This is a genomic window from Candidatus Neomarinimicrobiota bacterium (genome assembly GCA_036476315.1).
Taxonomy (GTDB): Bacteria; Fidelibacterota; Marinisomatia; order Marinisomatales; family S15-B10; genus JAZGBI01.
The window spans coordinates 1-17,103 of sequence record JAZGBI010000083.1; the positions used below are offsets into that span (position 1 = coordinate 1).

Consider the following 17,103-nt stretch of genomic DNA (forward strand, 5'->3'; position numbering starts at 1 on the left):
GCTTGCTCAAAACTAACGTCATCGCTGCCGTCAACATCGTCTTCCCGTGATCCACATGACCGATCGTCCCTACATTCACGTGCGGCTTCGTTCGCTTAAACTTCTCCTTTGCCATGACGCCCTCCTCCTCCTGTTGAATCGACTCCCAGAGCCTACGACCGGACTTGAACCGGTGACCCCGTCCTTACCAAGGACGTGCTCTACCTGCTGAGCTACGTAGGCACGTTCCGTCACGTCCAGAGTGCTCCCGCTTCACCGAGAAATTCAAATCCAAATTGAACGAGCGGTGAACGGGGCTCGAACCCGTGACCCTCAGCTTGGAAGGCTGATGCTCTACCAACTGAGCTACCACCGCACAGAACCAGATCTTATGTCCAAAACATCAGATACGGTGCCGCCAGACCGGTTCGAGTGGGGAGAGATGGATTCGAACCACCGCAGGCTTTCGCCGCCAGATTTACAGTCTGGTGCATTTAACCACTCTGCCATCTCCCCAAGTGAATTCGAAACCTCCACCTTGAATCCAGTTTCAAACAGAGTAATGTGGAATAAGACTGCTATTCTGTGAAAAGTACCTTATGAGAACCGGTGCCAAATTGGACGCGTAATTATCCCTATCCCGAACTGGAAAACCGAGGCCGACATGATCCTGAGCCACCGGAGGGAGTTGAACCCCCGACCCACTGATTACAAATCAGTTGCTCTACCAACTGAGCTACGGTGGCATGTCGGGACTCTACTCCCGACGCCAGTCGGGAAGCTACGTTGGCATGCCGGGATTCTGCCCACTCAGCTACATTGGCATGCCGGGAACAGGACAGGGGATTTCTGCCGGATACGCGCACCTCCGGCAGGTGGGGCACACTGGAACTGGAAATTGATGCAGTTGTACCTCGGTGAAGCGCAATGAGCATAGCCTCCAAGTTTACGAACTGCAAGTTAATATGTCAAAATTTTTTGCCCCTTGGAAAAAAAAATTTTCGAACAAGAAAAAGACCTGCTATTCACTCCTTTTCCACCTGCCCCACACGCTTCACCACGGTCCCTTGAGGTGTATCATCCAGACCGATTCCGTTGTCCAGAAAATATTCCCTGATGTCGTCGGCCCTCTTCCAGTCTTTTCTCGCCCTCGCACCCTCCCGTTCCTGAATCAGGTCCCGGTCCTTTCTCGATAACTCGACTTCATCGGCAAATATGATACCCACCACGGAATCAAGTTTGCGAAGAACTCCAAGAATCTCCTGTGCCTCCCGGGGTTCCACGTCATTCTCCTCAAGACGCCGGTTTACTTCCCTCACACACGTGAAAATCACGGCCATCCCTTCCGAAATATTGAGATCATCATTCATGGCTTCACAAAATCCGTTCATTACATCCTCGTGACGCCCTGTCTCCTTTTCACCCGTTTCCCTTGCCACCGCTTGTAACCTGCGACGGAAGTCCTGGAGCCTTTCCACCGAACGGGCCGCTGACTCCAGAAGTTCAAATGTCAGATTCATTTTCTGCCGATAGTGTGTCGAGATGAGAAAATAGCGGATCGCCGGGGGGGAGACACCCTGATGCAGGAGATCCCGAAGGGTGTAGTAGTTGCCTGATGACTTACTCATTCTCACCCCATCCACCAGCAGATGTTCACTATGCAGCCAGAAATTCGCGAAACGTTTCCCCGTAGAACAAACGCTCTGGGCAATTTCATTCTCGTGATGAGGAAAGATCAGGTCCACTCCCCCGCAATGAACATCGAACTCCTCCCCCAGACATTTCATTGACATCGCAGAACATTCAAGATGCCATCCCGGTCTCCCTCTGCCCCACGGCGATTCCCAATAGACATCACCGTCTTTCTCCTTCCAGCCTTTCCATAATGAGAAGTCGCGGGCATCTTCTTTCTCATAATGATCGCTGAGAACGCGGTCGTGCGACAGGGTTGTCACATCAATCCCCGATAGCTTCCCGTAATCGGGAAAGGATGACACTTTGAAGAAGACGGACCCGTCCCCTGTGGCGTAGGCATACCCCTTTTCAACGAGGGCAAGGGTCACCTCCTGCATCTCTCGGATATGGTCGGTGGCTCTGGGGTAGATGGAAGCAGGGAGGAGGCCGAGCGTCCGCGAATCGTCAATGAATGCCTCGTGAAACGATTGGGTCAATTCTTGACGGGAAATCCCCTTCTCAGCGCAACGCGTGATAATCCTGTCATCTACGTCCGTAATATTGGTGACGTGTTCCACATTGTAACCCAGTAACCGGAGATATCGTTTGAGCAAATCGACGAAGAGAAAGGATCGAAAATTTCCAATGTGGGAATAGTCATACACCGTGGGGCCACAAGAGTAAATCCCAACGTTTTTTCCTTCCAGAGGCTCAAAGTCTTCTTTCCTCCGGGCAAATGTGTTGTAAAGTCTCAGGCCCATGGCAATCACAGTTTCTTCAGAAGGTCCGCGGCAATCTCGACGGAGATGGCCTGCCGGATTCCATCAATTCTCAACACAAATTTCGAACCCCTTCCTTTCCTGAAGAGCACTCCCCGGATGCCGCGAAGGGGTCCGGCCGCGATTTCCGCCTCCTGTCCTATCTCAAGATAGTCATGGGAATCGGGAGTATACCCTCCTTCGAGGATCCTTCTGACCGCCTCAATTTGTTCACCCGGTATCACGGCGTACTGATTGTTGAATCGAACAAGGTGATGCACACCATGGGTCTGCAGGACATCCAGAGTGTGTGTCAGGGGGATATGGACAAAAATGTAGCTGCGAAACAGAGGCATCCACACCCACTGCTTCCGGTCCTTCCACTGCTGGCGGCGCTTGACAAGGGGAAGATATGACTCAATACCCTTCTTACTGAGTTGATCATGGGCCTTTTTTTCGTGGCGTGATTTTGTGTAGGCCGCCAGCCAGACTTTGTCGGCATTGTTACCCATTCTTGAGGGCCGCCGTCACGATTTTTTCGATCAATTCTTCAAAGGAAATTCCCTTCGCCCCCCCCGCCTTGGGGACAAGACTTGTACCGGTGAGACCAGGCAGTGTGTTTACCTCCAGACAGAAAAACAGACCGTCAGAATTCAGTCGAAAATCCACACGGCAGTAGTGCCGGCACCCCAGAAGGCTGGAGATCCTCTCTGAGGCCGATGAAACGGCTTCCGCCAACTCACCGGTAAGCCGGGCGGGACATTCATATTGAGACATTCCGGTGGTATATTTGCACTGATAATCATAGAGTTCATTTGTGGGGATGATTTCAATGACGGGAAGCGCACTGTTGTCCAGAATGGCAACTGTAATCTCCCTTCCGGGAATGTATCGTTCCACGATAACGTCAGGACCGAACTCCCGGGCCAGCGCTACGGCGGAATCAAAATCTTCAGCCCTTTTCACCAGCGATACTCCCATGGTACTACCATCCGCTCTCGGCTTTACCACGACAGGGTAGGTGATCTTTCCTCCTTCCGAATTCACCCCTGTGGCATCCTCTGTCGGAAGAAATAACCAAGGGGGCGTGGCTATGCTGTTTCTTGAGAGAAGGACCTTTGTCTTCTGCTTGTCCATGGCCAGGGCTGATGCTTCAGGCCCTGACCCGGTATAGCGAATCCCGTTTTTCTCGAGAATTCCCTGAACCACACCGTTTTCCCCCTCACCACCATGAAGCGCATTGAACACGACATCAACCGTTTTGAGAGTGGGGATGACAGAGCTTATGTCATCCTCATAGGGACACGGATGAGCGTCCCATCCAATCCTCTCCACAGCCTCCGAGACGGTTTGTCCCGTATTGAGGGACACCTCCCACTCGGATGAATTTCCCCCCATCAATACGCCAACCTTCATGAATGGGTTTTCCCCGCCAAAATGAATTCTGCGCATTCGACAAGACTGTCCCCAGTGAAATCCGCTTCCATTCCTGTTTCAGACAACGAGGCCTCACTCTCCCCTCCGTTCCCAGTTCGCACGAGAAGAGTGGTCACTCCCAACGATTTTCCCGCCTGGATGTCGCGGACGGAATCGCCGATCAGGTAAGAATCACCAAGTACGATATGATGGTCAGCAGATGCCTGCTCGAACATTCCGGTACCCGGTTTTCGACAGTCACATCCTTCTTCCGGAAGGTGGGGACAAGTGTAGATGCCCAGAAGCGGAATGTTCCTCCGGTCGAAAGACTGGCTGATGAAATCGTTGATGCTCTCCATCGCCGTGAGCGGTATGATTCCCCTCCCTATCCCGGACTGATTGGTCACGATCACAAAACTGAATCCACCTCTGGCAAGACGGTCCAAGGCGTCCATCGCGTCTGTATAAAATCTGAATTGGTCAAGGGAAGAAATGTAGCCCGGATCGGGATTCAACGTGCCATCCCTGTCGAGAAAGATCGTTGCATCCCTGCTTCCTTTCATACCTACTCTGTTTCCTCCTCTCCCATTTTCAGACCTCTAATTTCTCCTAACCTGACAGAACTTCGAAGAAGGAAAACAAACCCTATCGCCACGAGGGGGACAAAGCCAACGGCGTGACTCAGGATTGCATAGGCCTGGGAGATACTCTCCGACTTGCCAAGCATTTGAACCATGATCAATACGGCTGCGGCGTGATAGGTACCAACGTAGCCGGGGGCGGAAGGCACGGATATAACCATACTCGTCGCAACAAGAATGACCCCAACTTCCACCCACGTAAGTGTAATTCCAAGCGCCATGGCCGACGCCTGAGCGATCACCCCGTATATCACCCACAGGACGGCAGTGTAGAATACCAGAAACCCGATTCGCCTTGTCTTCCGGAGAACGTTCAATCCTTCGAAGAACGATTGAGCGAGATACCGAGCCTTAGACCCCATTTTCCCCTTTAACAGGGGCGTATTCTCGAATCGCTCAATCCAGCTGCGATGGGACCGCCATACCCACCAGTACAGAAGTAGGCTCCCCACCAAAACAATTCCGAGAAAGATACCCGCATTCAGGAGCCAAAAAGGAACGTCGTATTGGGAGAAGACAATGCCGGTTACCGCGACCAACCCCATGACATCCAGAAGTCTTTCAACCACGATGGTCCCGAACGCCGCAGCCGGAGTGATCGATCTCTCTTCCGTGTGAATAGAGTAGGCTCGAAGGAGTTCGCCCAGACGGAGAGGGAGAATCGCGTTCCCAAAGTAACCTATCATGGTGGTTGAGAAAAGGGGCCGCAGCCCGACAGATTTGAGGGGTCGCATGAGGATCTGCCATCTCACCGTGCGGATCCAAACACTGAATACCAGCAAAGCGACACCAAGAAGAATCCACTTTCCGTTCGCCCGAATAAGAACACCGCGGAGAGTAGAAGGATCGAACTTGTGGAAGGCGATGTACAAACCCAGAATGGTCAAAGAGAGTCCGAATATCATTCGTCTCATGGCCGATCCGCTATTCCCTGAGGTCGATCATTTCACTTCCGTTAAGAGAGGCATTGATCAAATCGTCTGGACGGGGGAGCGTTTCGGAATCTACGATCTCGATGACCACGCTCATATCTTCGCCTGCCTTCGCACGAATCAAAACGGGTGTCCACTCCCTTTTGTCCACGGATATGTCTAACTCTTCAAAACCGATGAGAGTTTCATTCCTGAGTTTCAAAAGGAGGGTGGAATCTGAATCGGATCGTGATTCAAGAACCGAAAATTCGTTCAGTTCCCCGAGAAGAACCGAAAACACGTTTCCGGGGTCACGACGGTCAAAATCGTCTATGATTACCTGGTCCGTTTCCCGAAACCAGGACATCACCACAGATCCTTTAATAAGAATCTCCTGCTCCGGCAAGGTGAACCGGAGATAGTCCCGTCCGAGGATCTGAAGCATTCCGTCACCTTTCCATACATCCTCTCCCACAGTGTAGTACCATCGAATGGTGAATTGTCTCCCACGGGGATCCCAGAGGAACGATTTCACATTTTCCAGAACCTCATTCTCACTGGTCTGGAACCCATGGGAACCTGGCCCATCGTTCTGAAATCCGCAAACCAGAGATAATGTGAAGGTAAGAAAGAGAAGAACCCGGCGGCTAAGTTCCATCATCATCCAGGGCCTGGAGGTAGGAATCATCGACGAGTACTTCCCGAGCCTTGCTGCCGGTGAAAGGTCCCACGATCCCTACCTGTTCCATCTCGTCGATCAGTCTGGCCGCCCGGGCATACCCGACGCGCAAGCGTCGCTGGAGCAGAGAGATGGAACCTTGCTGGTGGACAACCACAAGGCGGACGGCGTCCTTGAAAAGTTCATCGTGGGACAACGCTTCCTCGCCCGCACCTCCCTCTTCTGACAGTTGGATCCTGGAACTCTGCAGGGTGATCTCCTGGGAGGTAGGCTGCTGATTGATGAAGTCTACAATCCGGTTTGTTTCAGCCAGAGACACAAGCGAGCTGTGCAGACGTATGGGTGCGGATGAAGCGGGAGGGAGAAACAACAAATCCCCTTTTCCCAGCAACTTTTCGGCACCGTTGGTGTCTATGATCGTCCTGGAGTCGACTTTGGTTGCCACCTGAAAAGCGATACGGGCGGGAAAGTTCGCCTTTATCACGCCTGTGATGACGTCGACCGAGGGTCTCTGGGTTGCCAGCACCAGATGAATTCCGACGGCTCTCGACAGTTGGGCCAGACGGGCGATTGATACCTCCACTTCCTTGGGCACCCGCAACATTAGGTCCGCGAGTTCATCGATGATGACCACGATGAAGGGCATCGGTTCCAGTTTTTTGTCACTGGCGGCTTTCTGGTGGTAATCGTTGATGTTCCGCACCAGTGAATCGGCAAGTACATCATATCGGCGACTCATTTCGTGTTCCACTGACCGGAGTGCCATTACTGCGTTCTCCGGAGTTGTGATGATGTACTCATCGCTATCCTCACTGGCGATCAGATGGTGCCGGTCAAGAGAGCTGTAAGCAGCCAGCTCGAGCCTTTTCGGATCAATGAGAAGGAAACGGACCTCATCCGGCGTTGCTCGGAAGAGAAGGCTCGTGATAATCGTATGGATGCAGACAGACTTCCCGGAACCGGTGGTTCCCGCAATGAGGAGGTGAGGTAACTCGTCCAGCTTTATCACGTAGTGCTCGCCACTCGTCGTTTTTCCCAGAGCTACCGTCAACTTCGAGGAGGAAGTAAGGTATTTCTCGGAAGTTATGACCGATCGCAAATAGACGATGGAGGGATTTTCATTGGGGATTTCAATTCCCACAGAAGCCTTGCCGGGGATGGGGGCGATTACCCTCACCCTCGACGCCTTCATAACCCGGGCAAGATCGTCGGACAGCTGGACAAACTTGTTGACCCTGACGCCCTCTGCAGGCTCCACCTCGAAAAGTGTGATGATGGGGCCGGGGGATATGTTTACCACCTTCCCTTCCACCCCGAACGTCAGAAGCGACTGCAGAAGAAAATTTGCCTTTTCCACCAGCTCCTCATGGGAAGCGCTGGGTGTGATATCTTCACGCTTTTGGAGTAAACTTGCGGGGGGGAGAAGATACCGTTTCGCCGTGCTCTCCAGTTGAGAATCCAGATCCGCCTCGTCTTCCATGACTTCTTCGCCTATGACATAATCTTCGTCGGAAGACGGGTGTTCTCCCTCCGGAGTCTCGTGTCTCCCGGGTTCCTCAGTTCCCTCGACCCCGGAAACGGAAACCTGGGGGAATTCCTCCCCGGTGGCTTCCGCCTCTCCCACCTCAGAAAGTTCCTCCTCCTTCCGCTGATCAAGCTGAACAAGAAGATCCTCTGTATGTTGCCGCTTCTCCCCCTCTTTTTTCTTATCGATGGCTTTATCCTTTACCCTCTTCCGGAACGCAGACCAGGCCCGTGACATTTTTTCAACGGGAGAGTAGACGCTCCATTGGAAGTAGCCAAGGATCAGAAGGAGTCCTCCCGCCACGAGCAGGAGCGACGATACTACCGTTCCCACGAAATCGTGCATGAATTTCGCCACCACACCACCAACGAGCCCGGCATATCGGTAGCTTGAAATTCCCGTCATTCCCTCCGATACGGCGGGAAGACCGAGGGCAACCGAGGTGATAAAGGCGAGTCCGAATATATGGAGCGTCACTCGAGTTAATTCCTTGAGAGAATTCCTGCTGATAAGCCACCAACCCCAAATCAACCCCAGGAGAGGAAACACGAAAGAAACATAGCCGATGGTCATCTTTACGAGAGCGTGGGCAACGTACACGCCCACAATCCCCGTTTTGTTCGAGATGGCGACTTGGGGTGAGACGGTAGGCTCCTCCGAGGGGTCGTACGAGATGAGACTCAGGAGTACAAAAAGCGACAGGACTATGAGAAGAATCCCCACTATTTCTGTCCTGCGTTTTCTCATTGTACTACCCCTGTCAAGTACGGAAACGATCGTCGTTACCGCTAGTTGACGGTTCCTTTCTTCCAGAAAGGCGCTCTTATAACTTCAGCATGGATCGATCTTCCACGGATTGACACTTCAATTGGCGTGCCCGGTCGGGACGCATCTTTTCTAACATACGCCATTCCAATCCCTCTTCGAAGAGAAGGTGAATAGCACCCGCTTGTAACCGTTCCTATCTCCTCCCCTTTCGCCGAAAGGATGTACCCCTTTCTGGGTATCCCGACTTCAGTCATTTCGAAGCCCACCAACCTTCGTGCGGGGCCCTCTTTTCTCACATTCAGAATCGCTTTCTTGCCGACAAAATCACCCTTCTCGGGCTTCGTTATCCATCCAAGGCCAGCTTCCAGGGGGTTGGTGGTCTCGTCGATGTCATTTCCGTATAGACAGTACTTCATTTCCAAACGAAGCGTATCGCGTGCCCCGAGACCGATAGGTCGAATCCCAATGGCACTACCCGCTGCCAGGATTCCATCCCAGACCCTTTTGGTTCCGTCTTCCTTGATGTAGAGTTCAAATCCGAGCTCACCTGTATAACCCGTCCTGGCGCACAAGACTTCGACACCATCCAGGGCAAGAGTCTTGTGCTGGTAGTATTCCAGAGTATTGAGTGGTTCCGGAACAGTGGTGAGACGGGTAAGGAGCTCTCTCGATTTCGGCCCCTGAACAGCGATCAGAGTAGTTTCCCTGGAAACATCCACCAGTCGAGTATCTCTCTGCATATGCTCCTTGAGCCAGTGGAAGTCCTTTTCAATATTGACTGCGTTCGCCACCAGCAGATATCCATTGTCCAGTCGGTAGAGAACACAGTCATCAATGATTCCGCCGTCCTCGAGACACATGGCTGTATACTGAGCCTGACCCTGGGTCACCTCTGAGACGTCGTTGATGGTCATTTTCTGAAGAAACGCTTTTGCTCCCGGACCCGAAATCTCCAGTTCTCCCATGTGCGAAAGGTCAAACACACCCACGCTGGATCTCACGGCCGTGTGCTCCTCGATGATGCCCGAGTACTGAAGGGGCATTTCAAATCCGGCGAATGGAATCATCCTTGCGCCCAGATCCAGATGTTTTTCGTAAAGGAAAGTCCGTTTCACTCCATGGGCCATTTCCCATCCGGACCGACGGTGATCAGGTCTCAAAATAGTCCTTTAGCAGAGTCAGCCCCGTTCGGATACCTTCCGGATCAATCCCCGAATAGGCAAATCGAACATAGAATTCCGTTTCATCGGGCAAAGGTCGGCCGAAGTGGTTTCTCGTGCAAATCGCCACTCCCGTTTCCTTGAGAATGGCGGTCTGAAATTGCCCGACGTCGTCAATGTTCTTCCCCGCCATCACCTCCGAAACGTTTGGATAGAGATAGAACGTGGAGTTCGGGACAATGAGTCTAATTCCCTTAATATTCTTGAGTCTTTCCGCGGCCAGGTTTCTCCTTTCCCTGAGCGCCGATAGTATGCCGGTGGATCCATCCTGGGGACCGGTGAGAGCTTCGATCATGGCCCACTGAATGAAATGGTTGGTGCACGATTCATCGTTCACGTTCATTTGAGAGATGATTTCTATCACTTCCCGCGGTCCCACGGCTGCACCGATTCGCCACCCGGTCATCGCGAATTTCTTGGAGAATGTATACAGAATGACGGTTTTTTCCGCCATTCCTGGAATAGATACGATGGATTGTGGTGTCCCGGAATACCGGATCTCAAAATAGGCTTCGTCCGCGAGTACCCACAAATCATGTTCAAAAGCAATTTCTGCCAGCGCTTCCATTTCGTCTCTGGTTGATTCGGCACCCGTAGGGTTCTGGTAGTTATTGTAGATGAAAACCCGTGTCTTCGGCGTGATTTTCGATCGAATCTCATCCATATCGATGGAAAACCGGCCGTCCACTTCGTGAAAGGTGTACGGCACTGCCCTCCCCCCGTGGAATTCGATCTGGGACTCGTAAATGGGATACCCCGGGTTGGGATACAGAGCTTCGTCCCCTCGATTCATGAGGGCCATTATGAATTTCCCGATCACGGGTTTTCCACCCGGCTGGATGACAACGTTACCGGATTCGAAGGTGACTCCGCGTCTCCGTCCCACATCGTCAGCAAGGATGTGTCGCAGTGGGGGAATCCCCGCCGGGGGGCAGTATCCCGTCTTTCCATCGCTGATCGCCCTGTTCATGGCATCCACGATATTCTGCGGTGTTGGGATATTGATGTCCCCGAGATGAAAAGGGAAGACTTCATGTCCTTCCGCCTCCCAATGCGCGGCCTGCCGCAACACGTCGAACGCTGATTCCGTTCCAAGTCGCTCAAGTCGATTAGCAAATCGCATCTTATCTCTTCAAGCCTTGGACAGGGCCATCCGAACAATCGATTCAAGATTTCCCTTGAATTCTCCGTCCTGTCTCATTCTCGAAAGAATCTTGAATGCCCTGGACCGAGGGATACCGAGAGAAGAAAGGGCAGACAGAGCATCATTAAAGTCATCCGACTCTTCTTCGGCGGCTCCCACCATCCGTTCGAAATCCGTGGGAACGAATTTCTCTTTCAGCTCAACAATGATTCTTCTGGCGGTTTTCGGGCCGATACCAGGCAGGGCTGTGAGGGCATCCACATCGTCAGAGACGATACGCCGCTTGAAATCATCGGGAGTCGCCCCGGAGAGGATTCCCACGGCAAGCTTGGGCCCTATCTTGGTGACACCGATCAACATTTTGAAAAGTGCGAGTTCATCTTTCGAGAGAAACCCATAGAGGTCAAGAGCATCCTCCCTCACGTTGAGATAGGTTAAGATCTCCACGGGCTGATTCACCTCGGGAAGTTTGTCGTACGTGGGAAGGGGAATGGTGATATGGAAGGAGAGGCCGCCTAAATCCAGAACCACGCTCGTTGGCGTCTTCTCTTTAATTCTCCCCTTTATGGAATGAATCAACGGCTACGCACGCCTTATCTGGTTCAGGTGACAGAGTGCTGCAGCCAGGGCATCTGTGATGTCAAATTCTTTCGGTGCGTCGCTTAGCGAGAGTATCGATTTAACCATATATTGAACCTGCTCCTTTGATGCGTTTCCATTCCCTACGACGGAGAGCTTAATCTTGCGCGGAGCGTACTCAAAACAATCCAGATCCTGGTGCGTCGCTGCGAGGAGAGCGACGCCTCTGGCCTGTCCCAGAACGAACGCCGTCCGGGCATTCTTGCCGAAAAAAGCTTCCTCTATGGCCATCTCCTGTGGATGAAAGCGGTCGATGACCTGGTATAAGCCGTCATAAATATGGGCCAGGCGTTGGTATGTGTTCTTTTTCGCTGGCGGTGAGAGAGTACCGTAAGTGACGACCTCGGGGTCAGACTCACCCTCCTCCACGATCCCGTATCCTGTCGTGGTAATCCCCGGATCGATGCCAATGACCTTTCTCACCTACCGCTCCTCAACCATCAGGGCGTCCTCAACATCAAAATTGGAGGAGACGGACTGGACATCGTCGTGGTCCTCCAGTTCATCCATGAGACTGAGCAACATTCTGGCGTCGTTGCCCTCAACTCTGACCGTATTCGTTGGAATCATGGCTAACTCCGCACTTTTCACCACAAAACCACGCCGTTGAAGCTCGTCTCTGATGGAATTAAGGTTTTCGGGTGACGAGGTTATCTCAAACACGTCGTCCGTTTCTTCAACATCATCGCCTCCCTCCCTCATGACCGCTTCCAGCAGCGATGCCTCATCAACTCCGTCTTTGTCGACAGTTATGAAACCCCCCTTGTAAAATACCCATGAAACGCATCCTTGCTCCCCAAGATTGCCCCCATACTTTGCCATAAGATGTCTCAGATCCGCGACAGTACGGTTCCGGTTGTCCGTCGTTACGAAAATCATGATGGCAACGCCCCCTGGGCCGTATCCTTCAAATAGTGCCTCTTCATACGTAACTCCCGGAAGCTCACCGGTACCCCGTTGAATGGCTTTCTTGACGTTTTCTGCAGGCATATTGGCTGCCTTGGCTGCAAAGACTGCCTGCCGAAGTCTCGAATTGGAGTCCTGATCCCCACCTCCCAGGCGGGTTGCCACGGTAATCTCCCTGATGAGCTTGGTGAAGACTTTCCCCCGCTTTTGATCCAGGACGGCCTTCTTCCGCTTTATTTGAGCCCACTTTGAGTGCCCGGACACCTGTCTACTCCGCAATATCCCAACGGGTGAAAAGACGACCCAAACGTACCGCGGGAGATCTGGTTGTGGGGATCATTCGTGTTTCCCGAGAAGAGAGCATACAATGATCAAGATAACAGAACAATTCAGCAGAAAATTTAGTCAGGCTCCGAGTCGAGGACAACCCTTTTCCCGACGGTGGAAAGCATGACCTCATTCCTCAACAACGTCCAAGGGGCTGCGAATATCCTCAAGGTCTTTTTCCATAACATGGGTGTAAATCTTCGTCGTCTTTACATTCGCATGTCCCATTAACTCTTGAACCTCACGAATATTGACCCCATTCTCCAACAGGTGGGTGGCAAAACTGTGACGAAAGGTGTGACAGCTGACCCGTTTCTCAATCCCGGCACGGGCAACGGCGGTCTTGACGGCTTTCTGCAATCCCGATTCCAATACGTGGTGCCTGCGTGTGGTGCCCGTACGTGGGTCTTCGCTGAATTTCTTGCCGGGGAATACGTACTGCCAGACAAATTCTCTGGTGGCATTGGGGTATTTTCTTGCCAGTGCAAAAGGAAGATAGGTTTCACCGTATCCTGCTACTAAATCCTCCTCATGCAATTGTTTTACTCCAGCCAGGTGCGTTCTTAGCTCTTCCTGGACAGATCGTGGAAACAGGGTAAGCCGGTCTTTGCCACCCTTGGCAGCCCTTGCATAGATTCTGTTCCTTTCAAAATCGAGGTCTCCAACCCGTAGGCGAATACACTCCATTAACCGGAGACCGCCTCCGTAGAGAAGCTTTGCCATGATCGAATGCGTTCCCTGCATTTGATCTAGGACCGTCACCACTTCCTCCTGGGTCATTACGGTGGGAAGGTGACGATGTCTTTTAGCTCTGACGGGTTCTATTGATTTGCTGACTGGAATATCAAGAACCTGTCGATATAGGAAAACAATGGCATTGAGGGCCTGTCTTTGAGTGGATGCGGAGACATTCCTATTCACTGCCAGATGGCTTAAAAACGCCTCAATTTGATGCTTGCCCATTTCACGGGGATGTTTCTTACTGCCATGGAATTTCACATATCGTACAATCCAGTCACAGTAGGTTCTCTCGGTACGGTAAGCGTAATGATGATACCGCATGACCTGGCGGATCTGATCCATCAACCTCATGTTGGGGTCGGGCGTGAATTCTGGTGGGGTTTTATTCTTGTTTTTCATAGGATTATCTCTCTAAACTACATCATAATAGATACATTCGTTGCATATGTGGAAAGGTAGAACAGAATTTTCCACACTTGCAACGGTAATAGGGGAATATATGGAACATTCTTCCAGCTATAAGGCCAATATAATAGAAATCTGTCCATATATTGACACTGTTATATGTCATAGGTAATACAATGATTGATTGGATAATTGAAAACAAGGAGTGGCTTTTCTCTGGTATTGGTGTACTTCCTGTAGCAGTAATTATGCCTAAATTAATTACATTGATTAGAAAGAAATTGACTCAACCAGAATCAAAGGCAGACTTAGAAATTCAAGTTCCATCGTTATTGAGTAAAACTCGGGCTCAAGACGAGTCTTACAAGGCACAAGACTCACAAGATGAAAGCAAACCCACAATCCTTGATCGCAATGAACTCTCTCCTGGACGGATACTGGAAGTTCTTGAGAACACTCCTCCTCTTCAACACCAAGATATCATAAAACACTATATAGGCATGCCAGTTGATTGGGACGTAGCATTCTTCTCTGCTCGTAAACAAAAGGATGGTATGATTCGATTAACTCTTTCTCACCCTGAGATAGGTGGCATTATCAGTTGTTCTGTAAGACTTTCTGAATATAAAGAAATTGCTGTTATGAAGAAAGGTGCTAAACTCCGTGTCACAGGTACAATTGCAGATATTAGCGACCCATGCTTCGACCTATCTGATGTTAAACTTCATATTAGTAGGTGACTTAAGAAACACATATAACAACTTGCTGCAGCCGACCGCCAAAGGCGGCGCCTGAGCTCAGGCGTTAGGTAAGTTCGGCAATATATTGGAGGCTTCATGCAAAAGTTCTTGATATGGTCTATTGTCATAGCCGCTGTCGGCTGCTCCAGCCCCGCACCGAATATCCAGCCTGAAACTGCCTCCACAGCACAGACCGAGCTGGCCGCAGAAGTGATCAACAAGGATCTGCACATTGTAGGGCATCCGTTCGCCATAAAATCTGAACACCACAAGAACGGATTTTATGTTGCTGCTAAAGTGGCAGGCCCGGGCATTGAAGATGGAGTTGTTTGTCTTTGGTTGATGTCAGGTGCAAAGGATCACCCTGGACTGATAATAAATGCCAATGGTGCTGCCAAGAATTTTAGCCCAGGCCTGCCTTGGGGGCCTAAAACGAAGGCAGAAGCGAGCATTACGGATAGAGAGGCGAGGTTACTGGTTCGTTGGGTCGAAGTGAACGTCAATTGATCAAAAGTATGTCCGTCAAACAATAGAACTTACCTAACAAATCGTTCCACCTGACATTTTTCCACTCCGCTCCAAATTGCAGGTGAACTCAGACGTTAGAATGCCTGCTAACTAACGAAGAACATCCCATATCTTTTTGAAATTGTTGTATACTTCTGTAATATACATTAACGTATGACAATCAAAATCGGCAATTGTGAAAGTTTTGAATGGGACGAAGGAAATATCGAGAAAAATTGGCTGAAACACCAAGTCTCGAAAAATGAATGTGAGGAAGTCTTTTTCAATCACCCCTTGTTGACTGCGGGTGACCCAAAACAGTCAAAATCCGAAAAAAGGTATTATGTTCTTGGACAAACAGATTCAGGTCGCTTGTTATTCATCACTTTCACAATTAGAAATGGCAAAATCCGAGTTATTTCGGCAAGAGATATGAGTCGTAAAGAAAAGAGGAAGTATTATGAAGAAATTGAAAACCATTCCGAAATTTGAAACAGAAGACGAAGAAAGGGAATTTTGGTCAACCCACGATTCGACTGATTACGTTGATTGGGAAAAAGCTGATCAGGTTATTTTCCCGAAGTTAAAGCCAACTACCAAAACAATATCACTACGTTTGCCCGAATATATGTTAGATGAATTAAGAACCATTGCAAACAAGAGAGATGTCCCTTATCAATCTCTAATGAAAATATTCCTGAAAGAACGAATTGACAAAGAATTAGAGACACTCAACAATGTTTTAGTGGAAGCAGGCATTCCAACCCCCAATCAACCTGACCCCGACTAAATCGGGGCAGGTTATTTGATCCGTTATACCGTATTGGGAAACTTTGTGGTAAAACTCACAATCTCAGCTTCAGCAGTACTAACCATTAAATGGAGGCCAAAATGAAGAATTCAGCTCTATTCGCACTCTTAATGACCTTTCTATTGCTAAGTGCTTGCGTTCAGCGGGATGAACAAACCGCCGCATCCGTCCAAGCAGACCTCTCTGCGATCGGCGAAGCCAGACAGCAACTTACCGATGCATTAAACGCGGACGACGTTGAGGGAATAATGGCTGGACTCACGGGTGATCATCTTACAATGCCGCCAAATGAACCTACCCCACAAACGCTGGACGCACTACGGTCTTGGCATGAACGGCGCATTGCCGAGTTTACTATCGACTTGGTTGTGTCGTCACCCGAGGTGGAAATAGGCGGGGATTGGGCAATTGATCGTTGGTCGGGCACCGCCACTTTAACGCCTAGAGACGGCGGTGCCTCAATCCAAAATACCGAAAAGGGTCTTTGGATATGGCACCATGAACCGGATGGGTCATGGAAACTTTCGCGCTCGATTTGGAATAGCGACGATCCGATTCCGGATAACCAGTAGCGTAACGCTCTCTAAAAAGAACTTCAATGCGGTTGCGGTGCGGCCGATGGGTTCAAGAGAACGCTAAGTTTAGAATGTTGTAAGATTATTTCAATTGTCTTCAGACGTGCGGTATAACAATGCGTGCTCCTGACCGCCCTAGCGACCGACGAATTTTCGAAATGCGAAGTGCTGCGTAAAATCGACATATCGTTGAAACTGCGCAGGGGATTCCGGGCGGCAGGAGACGCTCGCGTTAGACATACACAGAGAACCATGTGGACCAAGGACGAGCTAAGGATTCTGGAGGCACTCGATACCGCGGTTAGGTCCGAGGTGACCGCGGCACACATCAATGAAATAGTGTCTTTTGTCGAGCAGGAGCTGCAACGAAGGCCTGATGACGTGCTGGCCTGGAAACCGATACCGCTTACATTGTACGGTTCCCGTTTACCAGCCATTATCCGGTCCAGTTGGGTCTTCATTCTCCGCGCCAACACTATCACTGGAGCTGAGAGACATCCGAACAGTCATCAGCGCATGATGTCGTATCGAGGAGCAGGCGATTTCCAGACAAAGACTGAGGGCCTCTGGTGTTCACACTACCTCAGGAGTGATCCTGCTGCCCCTCTCGCAGAGAGTTGGATTTCCATTCCTCCGAATGTCTGGCACCAAGGAGTTGTGCCAGAGGCGAACTGGGTTGTCGTCTCGTTCCATACGGTCGTGGACGACGAACTTATCGAGGAACGCCCAGACGGTGA

General features: G+C 50.8%; 21 protein-coding genes and 4 tRNA genes. 7 read left to right on the top strand and 18 right to left on the bottom strand.

Annotated features, from left to right (window positions below):
* From V3U24_08330 to V3U24_08350, 5 genes are all read right to left on the bottom strand, one after another.
* Positions 1 to 115 (bottom strand): GTP-binding protein (locus V3U24_08330; protein MEE9167449.1); only part of this gene is annotated, 115 nt, incomplete at its 3' end.
* A 34-nt stretch (positions 116 to 149) separates the two neighbouring features.
* Positions 150 to 222, bottom strand: a tRNA-Thr gene (locus V3U24_08335).
* A gap of 60 nt (positions 223 to 282) precedes the next feature.
* Positions 283 to 355: transfer RNA gene (locus V3U24_08340), tRNA-Gly, on the bottom strand.
* 57 nt (positions 356 to 412) lie between these two features.
* Positions 413 to 495 (bottom strand) — tRNA-Tyr (locus V3U24_08345).
* A 157-nt stretch (positions 496 to 652) separates the two neighbouring features.
* Positions 653 to 725, bottom strand: a tRNA-Thr gene (locus V3U24_08350).
* Between V3U24_08350 and V3U24_08355 the strand changes: the two genes are divergently transcribed.
* Entirely contained in the window at positions 699 to 881 is a 183-nt protein-coding gene (locus tag V3U24_08355) for a hypothetical protein (protein ID MEE9167450.1), read from the top strand. The two genes, V3U24_08350 and V3U24_08355, sit on opposite strands and share 27 nt — an antisense overlap.
* 123 nt (positions 882 to 1,004) lie before the next feature.
* Here V3U24_08355 and cysS read toward each other — a convergent pair whose 3' ends face one another.
* The 13 genes from cysS to V3U24_08420 form a co-directional block, all read right to left on the bottom strand.
* On the bottom strand, positions 1,005 to 2,414 hold the full coding sequence (gene cysS / locus V3U24_08360) for a cysteine--tRNA ligase (GenBank protein MEE9167451.1): 1,410 nt from the start codon (positions 2,412 to 2,414) through the stop codon (positions 1,005 to 1,007).
* A 5-nt stretch (positions 2,415 to 2,419) separates the two neighbouring features.
* Complete coding sequence (locus V3U24_08365) at positions 2,420 to 2,923, bottom strand: UpxY family transcription antiterminator (protein MEE9167452.1); 504 nt, start codon at positions 2,921 to 2,923, stop codon at positions 2,420 to 2,422.
* The gene (locus tag V3U24_08370) at positions 2,916 to 3,827 is read right to left on the bottom strand and encodes a D-alanine--D-alanine ligase (GenBank protein ID MEE9167453.1); all 912 of its coding nucleotides are present in this window, start codon (positions 3,825 to 3,827) and stop codon (positions 2,916 to 2,918) included. Before V3U24_08370 ends, V3U24_08365 begins: the two co-directional genes overlap by 8 nt.
* Positions 3,824 to 4,390 (bottom strand): HAD family hydrolase, encoded by a 567-nt coding sequence (locus V3U24_08375; protein MEE9167454.1) that lies wholly within the window; start codon positions 4,388 to 4,390, stop codon positions 3,824 to 3,826. The genes V3U24_08370 and V3U24_08375 overlap by 4 nt, the downstream gene beginning before the upstream one ends.
* A gap of 2 nt (positions 4,391 to 4,392) precedes the next feature.
* Positions 4,393 to 5,382: a lysylphosphatidylglycerol synthase transmembrane domain-containing protein gene (locus V3U24_08380; GenBank protein MEE9167455.1), complete on the bottom strand. Its 990-nt coding sequence runs from the start codon at positions 5,380 to 5,382 to the stop codon at positions 4,393 to 4,395.
* A 10-nt stretch (positions 5,383 to 5,392) separates the two neighbouring features.
* Entirely contained in the window at positions 5,393 to 6,067 is a 675-nt protein-coding gene (locus tag V3U24_08385; protein ID MEE9167456.1) for a hypothetical protein, read from the bottom strand.
* The gene (locus V3U24_08390; protein ID MEE9167457.1) at positions 6,027 to 8,330 is read right to left on the bottom strand and encodes a DNA translocase FtsK; all 2,304 of its coding nucleotides are present in this window, start codon (positions 8,328 to 8,330) and stop codon (positions 6,027 to 6,029) included. Before V3U24_08390 ends, V3U24_08385 begins: the two co-directional genes overlap by 41 nt.
* Positions 8,331 to 8,371: 41 nt before the next feature.
* Positions 8,372 to 9,466 (bottom strand): glycine cleavage system aminomethyltransferase GcvT, encoded by a 1,095-nt coding sequence (gcvT, locus tag V3U24_08395; protein MEE9167458.1) that lies wholly within the window; start codon positions 9,464 to 9,466, stop codon positions 8,372 to 8,374.
* Positions 9,467 to 9,500: 34 nt separating this feature from the next.
* Positions 9,501 to 10,694, bottom strand: coding sequence for an aminotransferase class I/II-fold pyridoxal phosphate-dependent enzyme (locus V3U24_08400; GenBank protein MEE9167459.1), 1,194 nt, complete (start codon positions 10,692 to 10,694; stop codon positions 9,501 to 9,503).
* Positions 10,695 to 10,703: 9 nt separating this feature from the next.
* Positions 10,704 to 11,294, bottom strand: coding sequence for a Holliday junction branch migration protein RuvA (gene ruvA, locus V3U24_08405; protein ID MEE9167460.1), 591 nt, complete (start codon positions 11,292 to 11,294; stop codon positions 10,704 to 10,706).
* A gap of 3 nt (positions 11,295 to 11,297) precedes the next feature.
* Entirely contained in the window at positions 11,298 to 11,777 is a 480-nt protein-coding gene (gene ruvC / locus V3U24_08410; GenBank protein MEE9167461.1) for a crossover junction endodeoxyribonuclease RuvC, read from the bottom strand.
* Positions 11,778 to 12,524 carry a YebC/PmpR family DNA-binding transcriptional regulator gene (locus V3U24_08415; GenBank protein ID MEE9167462.1) on the bottom strand — a complete coding sequence of 249 codons (747 nt, stop codon included), beginning with the start codon at positions 12,522 to 12,524 and terminating at the stop codon, positions 11,778 to 11,780.
* Between the two features lie 192 nt (positions 12,525 to 12,716).
* The gene (locus tag V3U24_08420) at positions 12,717 to 13,727 is read right to left on the bottom strand and encodes an integron integrase (GenBank protein ID MEE9167463.1); all 1,011 of its coding nucleotides are present in this window, start codon (positions 13,725 to 13,727) and stop codon (positions 12,717 to 12,719) included.
* Positions 13,728 to 13,909: 182 nt separating this feature from the next.
* Here V3U24_08420 and V3U24_08425 point away from each other — a divergent pair, with 182 nt between their 5' ends.
* The 6 genes from V3U24_08425 to V3U24_08450 all read left to right on the top strand — a co-directional run.
* On the top strand, positions 13,910 to 14,473 hold the full coding sequence (locus V3U24_08425) for a hypothetical protein (GenBank protein ID MEE9167464.1): 564 nt from the start codon (positions 13,910 to 13,912) through the stop codon (positions 14,471 to 14,473).
* A gap of 96 nt (positions 14,474 to 14,569) precedes the next feature.
* Complete coding sequence (locus V3U24_08430) at positions 14,570 to 14,980, top strand: hypothetical protein (GenBank protein MEE9167465.1); 411 nt, start codon at positions 14,570 to 14,572, stop codon at positions 14,978 to 14,980.
* A 174-nt stretch (positions 14,981 to 15,154) separates the two neighbouring features.
* Positions 15,155 to 15,472: a BrnT family toxin gene (locus V3U24_08435; protein MEE9167466.1), complete on the top strand. Its 318-nt coding sequence runs from the start codon at positions 15,155 to 15,157 to the stop codon at positions 15,470 to 15,472.
* On the top strand, positions 15,441 to 15,770 hold the full coding sequence (locus V3U24_08440) for a BrnA antitoxin family protein (GenBank protein ID MEE9167467.1): 330 nt from the start codon (positions 15,441 to 15,443) through the stop codon (positions 15,768 to 15,770). The genes V3U24_08435 and V3U24_08440 overlap by 32 nt, the downstream gene beginning before the upstream one ends.
* A 101-nt stretch (positions 15,771 to 15,871) precedes the next feature.
* The gene (locus tag V3U24_08445; protein MEE9167468.1) at positions 15,872 to 16,363 is read left to right on the top strand and encodes a DUF4440 domain-containing protein; all 492 of its coding nucleotides are present in this window, start codon (positions 15,872 to 15,874) and stop codon (positions 16,361 to 16,363) included.
* 168 nt (positions 16,364 to 16,531) lie between these two features.
* Positions 16,532 to 17,103, top strand: a 572-nt coding sequence (locus tag V3U24_08450; protein ID MEE9167469.1) for a hypothetical protein, incomplete at its 3' end; no start/stop codon positions are given.

Excerpts from the sequence above, each read along its gene's own strand:
- V3U24_08445 (MEE9167468.1), top strand. The coding sequence starts at position 15,872 with ATGAAGAATTCAGCTCTATTCGCACTCTTAATGACCTTTCTATTGCTA.
- V3U24_08435 (MEE9167466.1), top strand. The coding sequence starts at position 15,155 with ATGACAATCAAAATCGGCAATTGTGAAAGTTTTGAATGGGACGAAGGA.
- V3U24_08385 (MEE9167456.1), bottom strand. The coding sequence starts at position 6,067 with ATGATTCCTACCTCCAGGCCCTGGATGATGATGGAACTTAGCCGCCGG.
- V3U24_08400 (MEE9167459.1), bottom strand. The coding sequence starts at position 10,694 with ATGCGATTTGCTAATCGACTTGAGCGACTTGGAACGGAATCAGCGTTC.
- V3U24_08425 (MEE9167464.1), top strand. The coding sequence starts at position 13,910 with ATGATTGATTGGATAATTGAAAACAAGGAGTGGCTTTTCTCTGGTATT.
- V3U24_08370 (MEE9167453.1), bottom strand. The coding sequence starts at position 3,827 with ATGAAGGTTGGCGTATTGATGGGGGGAAATTCATCCGAGTGGGAGGTG.
- cysS (MEE9167451.1), bottom strand. The coding sequence starts at position 2,414 with ATGGGCCTGAGACTTTACAACACATTTGCCCGGAGGAAAGAAGACTTT.
- V3U24_08440 (MEE9167467.1), top strand. The coding sequence starts at position 15,441 with ATGAAGAAATTGAAAACCATTCCGAAATTTGAAACAGAAGACGAAGAA.
- V3U24_08430 (MEE9167465.1), top strand. The coding sequence starts at position 14,570 with ATGCAAAAGTTCTTGATATGGTCTATTGTCATAGCCGCTGTCGGCTGC.
- V3U24_08375 (MEE9167454.1), bottom strand. The coding sequence starts at position 4,390 with ATGAAAGGAAGCAGGGATGCAACGATCTTTCTCGACAGGGATGGCACG.
- V3U24_08365 (MEE9167452.1), bottom strand. The coding sequence starts at position 2,923 with ATGGGTAACAATGCCGACAAAGTCTGGCTGGCGGCCTACACAAAATCA.
- V3U24_08380 (MEE9167455.1), bottom strand. The coding sequence starts at position 5,382 with ATGAGACGAATGATATTCGGACTCTCTTTGACCATTCTGGGTTTGTAC.
- V3U24_08420 (MEE9167463.1), bottom strand. The coding sequence starts at position 13,727 with ATGAAAAACAAGAATAAAACCCCACCAGAATTCACGCCCGACCCCAAC.
- V3U24_08390 (MEE9167457.1), bottom strand. The coding sequence starts at position 8,330 with ATGAGAAAACGCAGGACAGAAATAGTGGGGATTCTTCTCATAGTCCTG.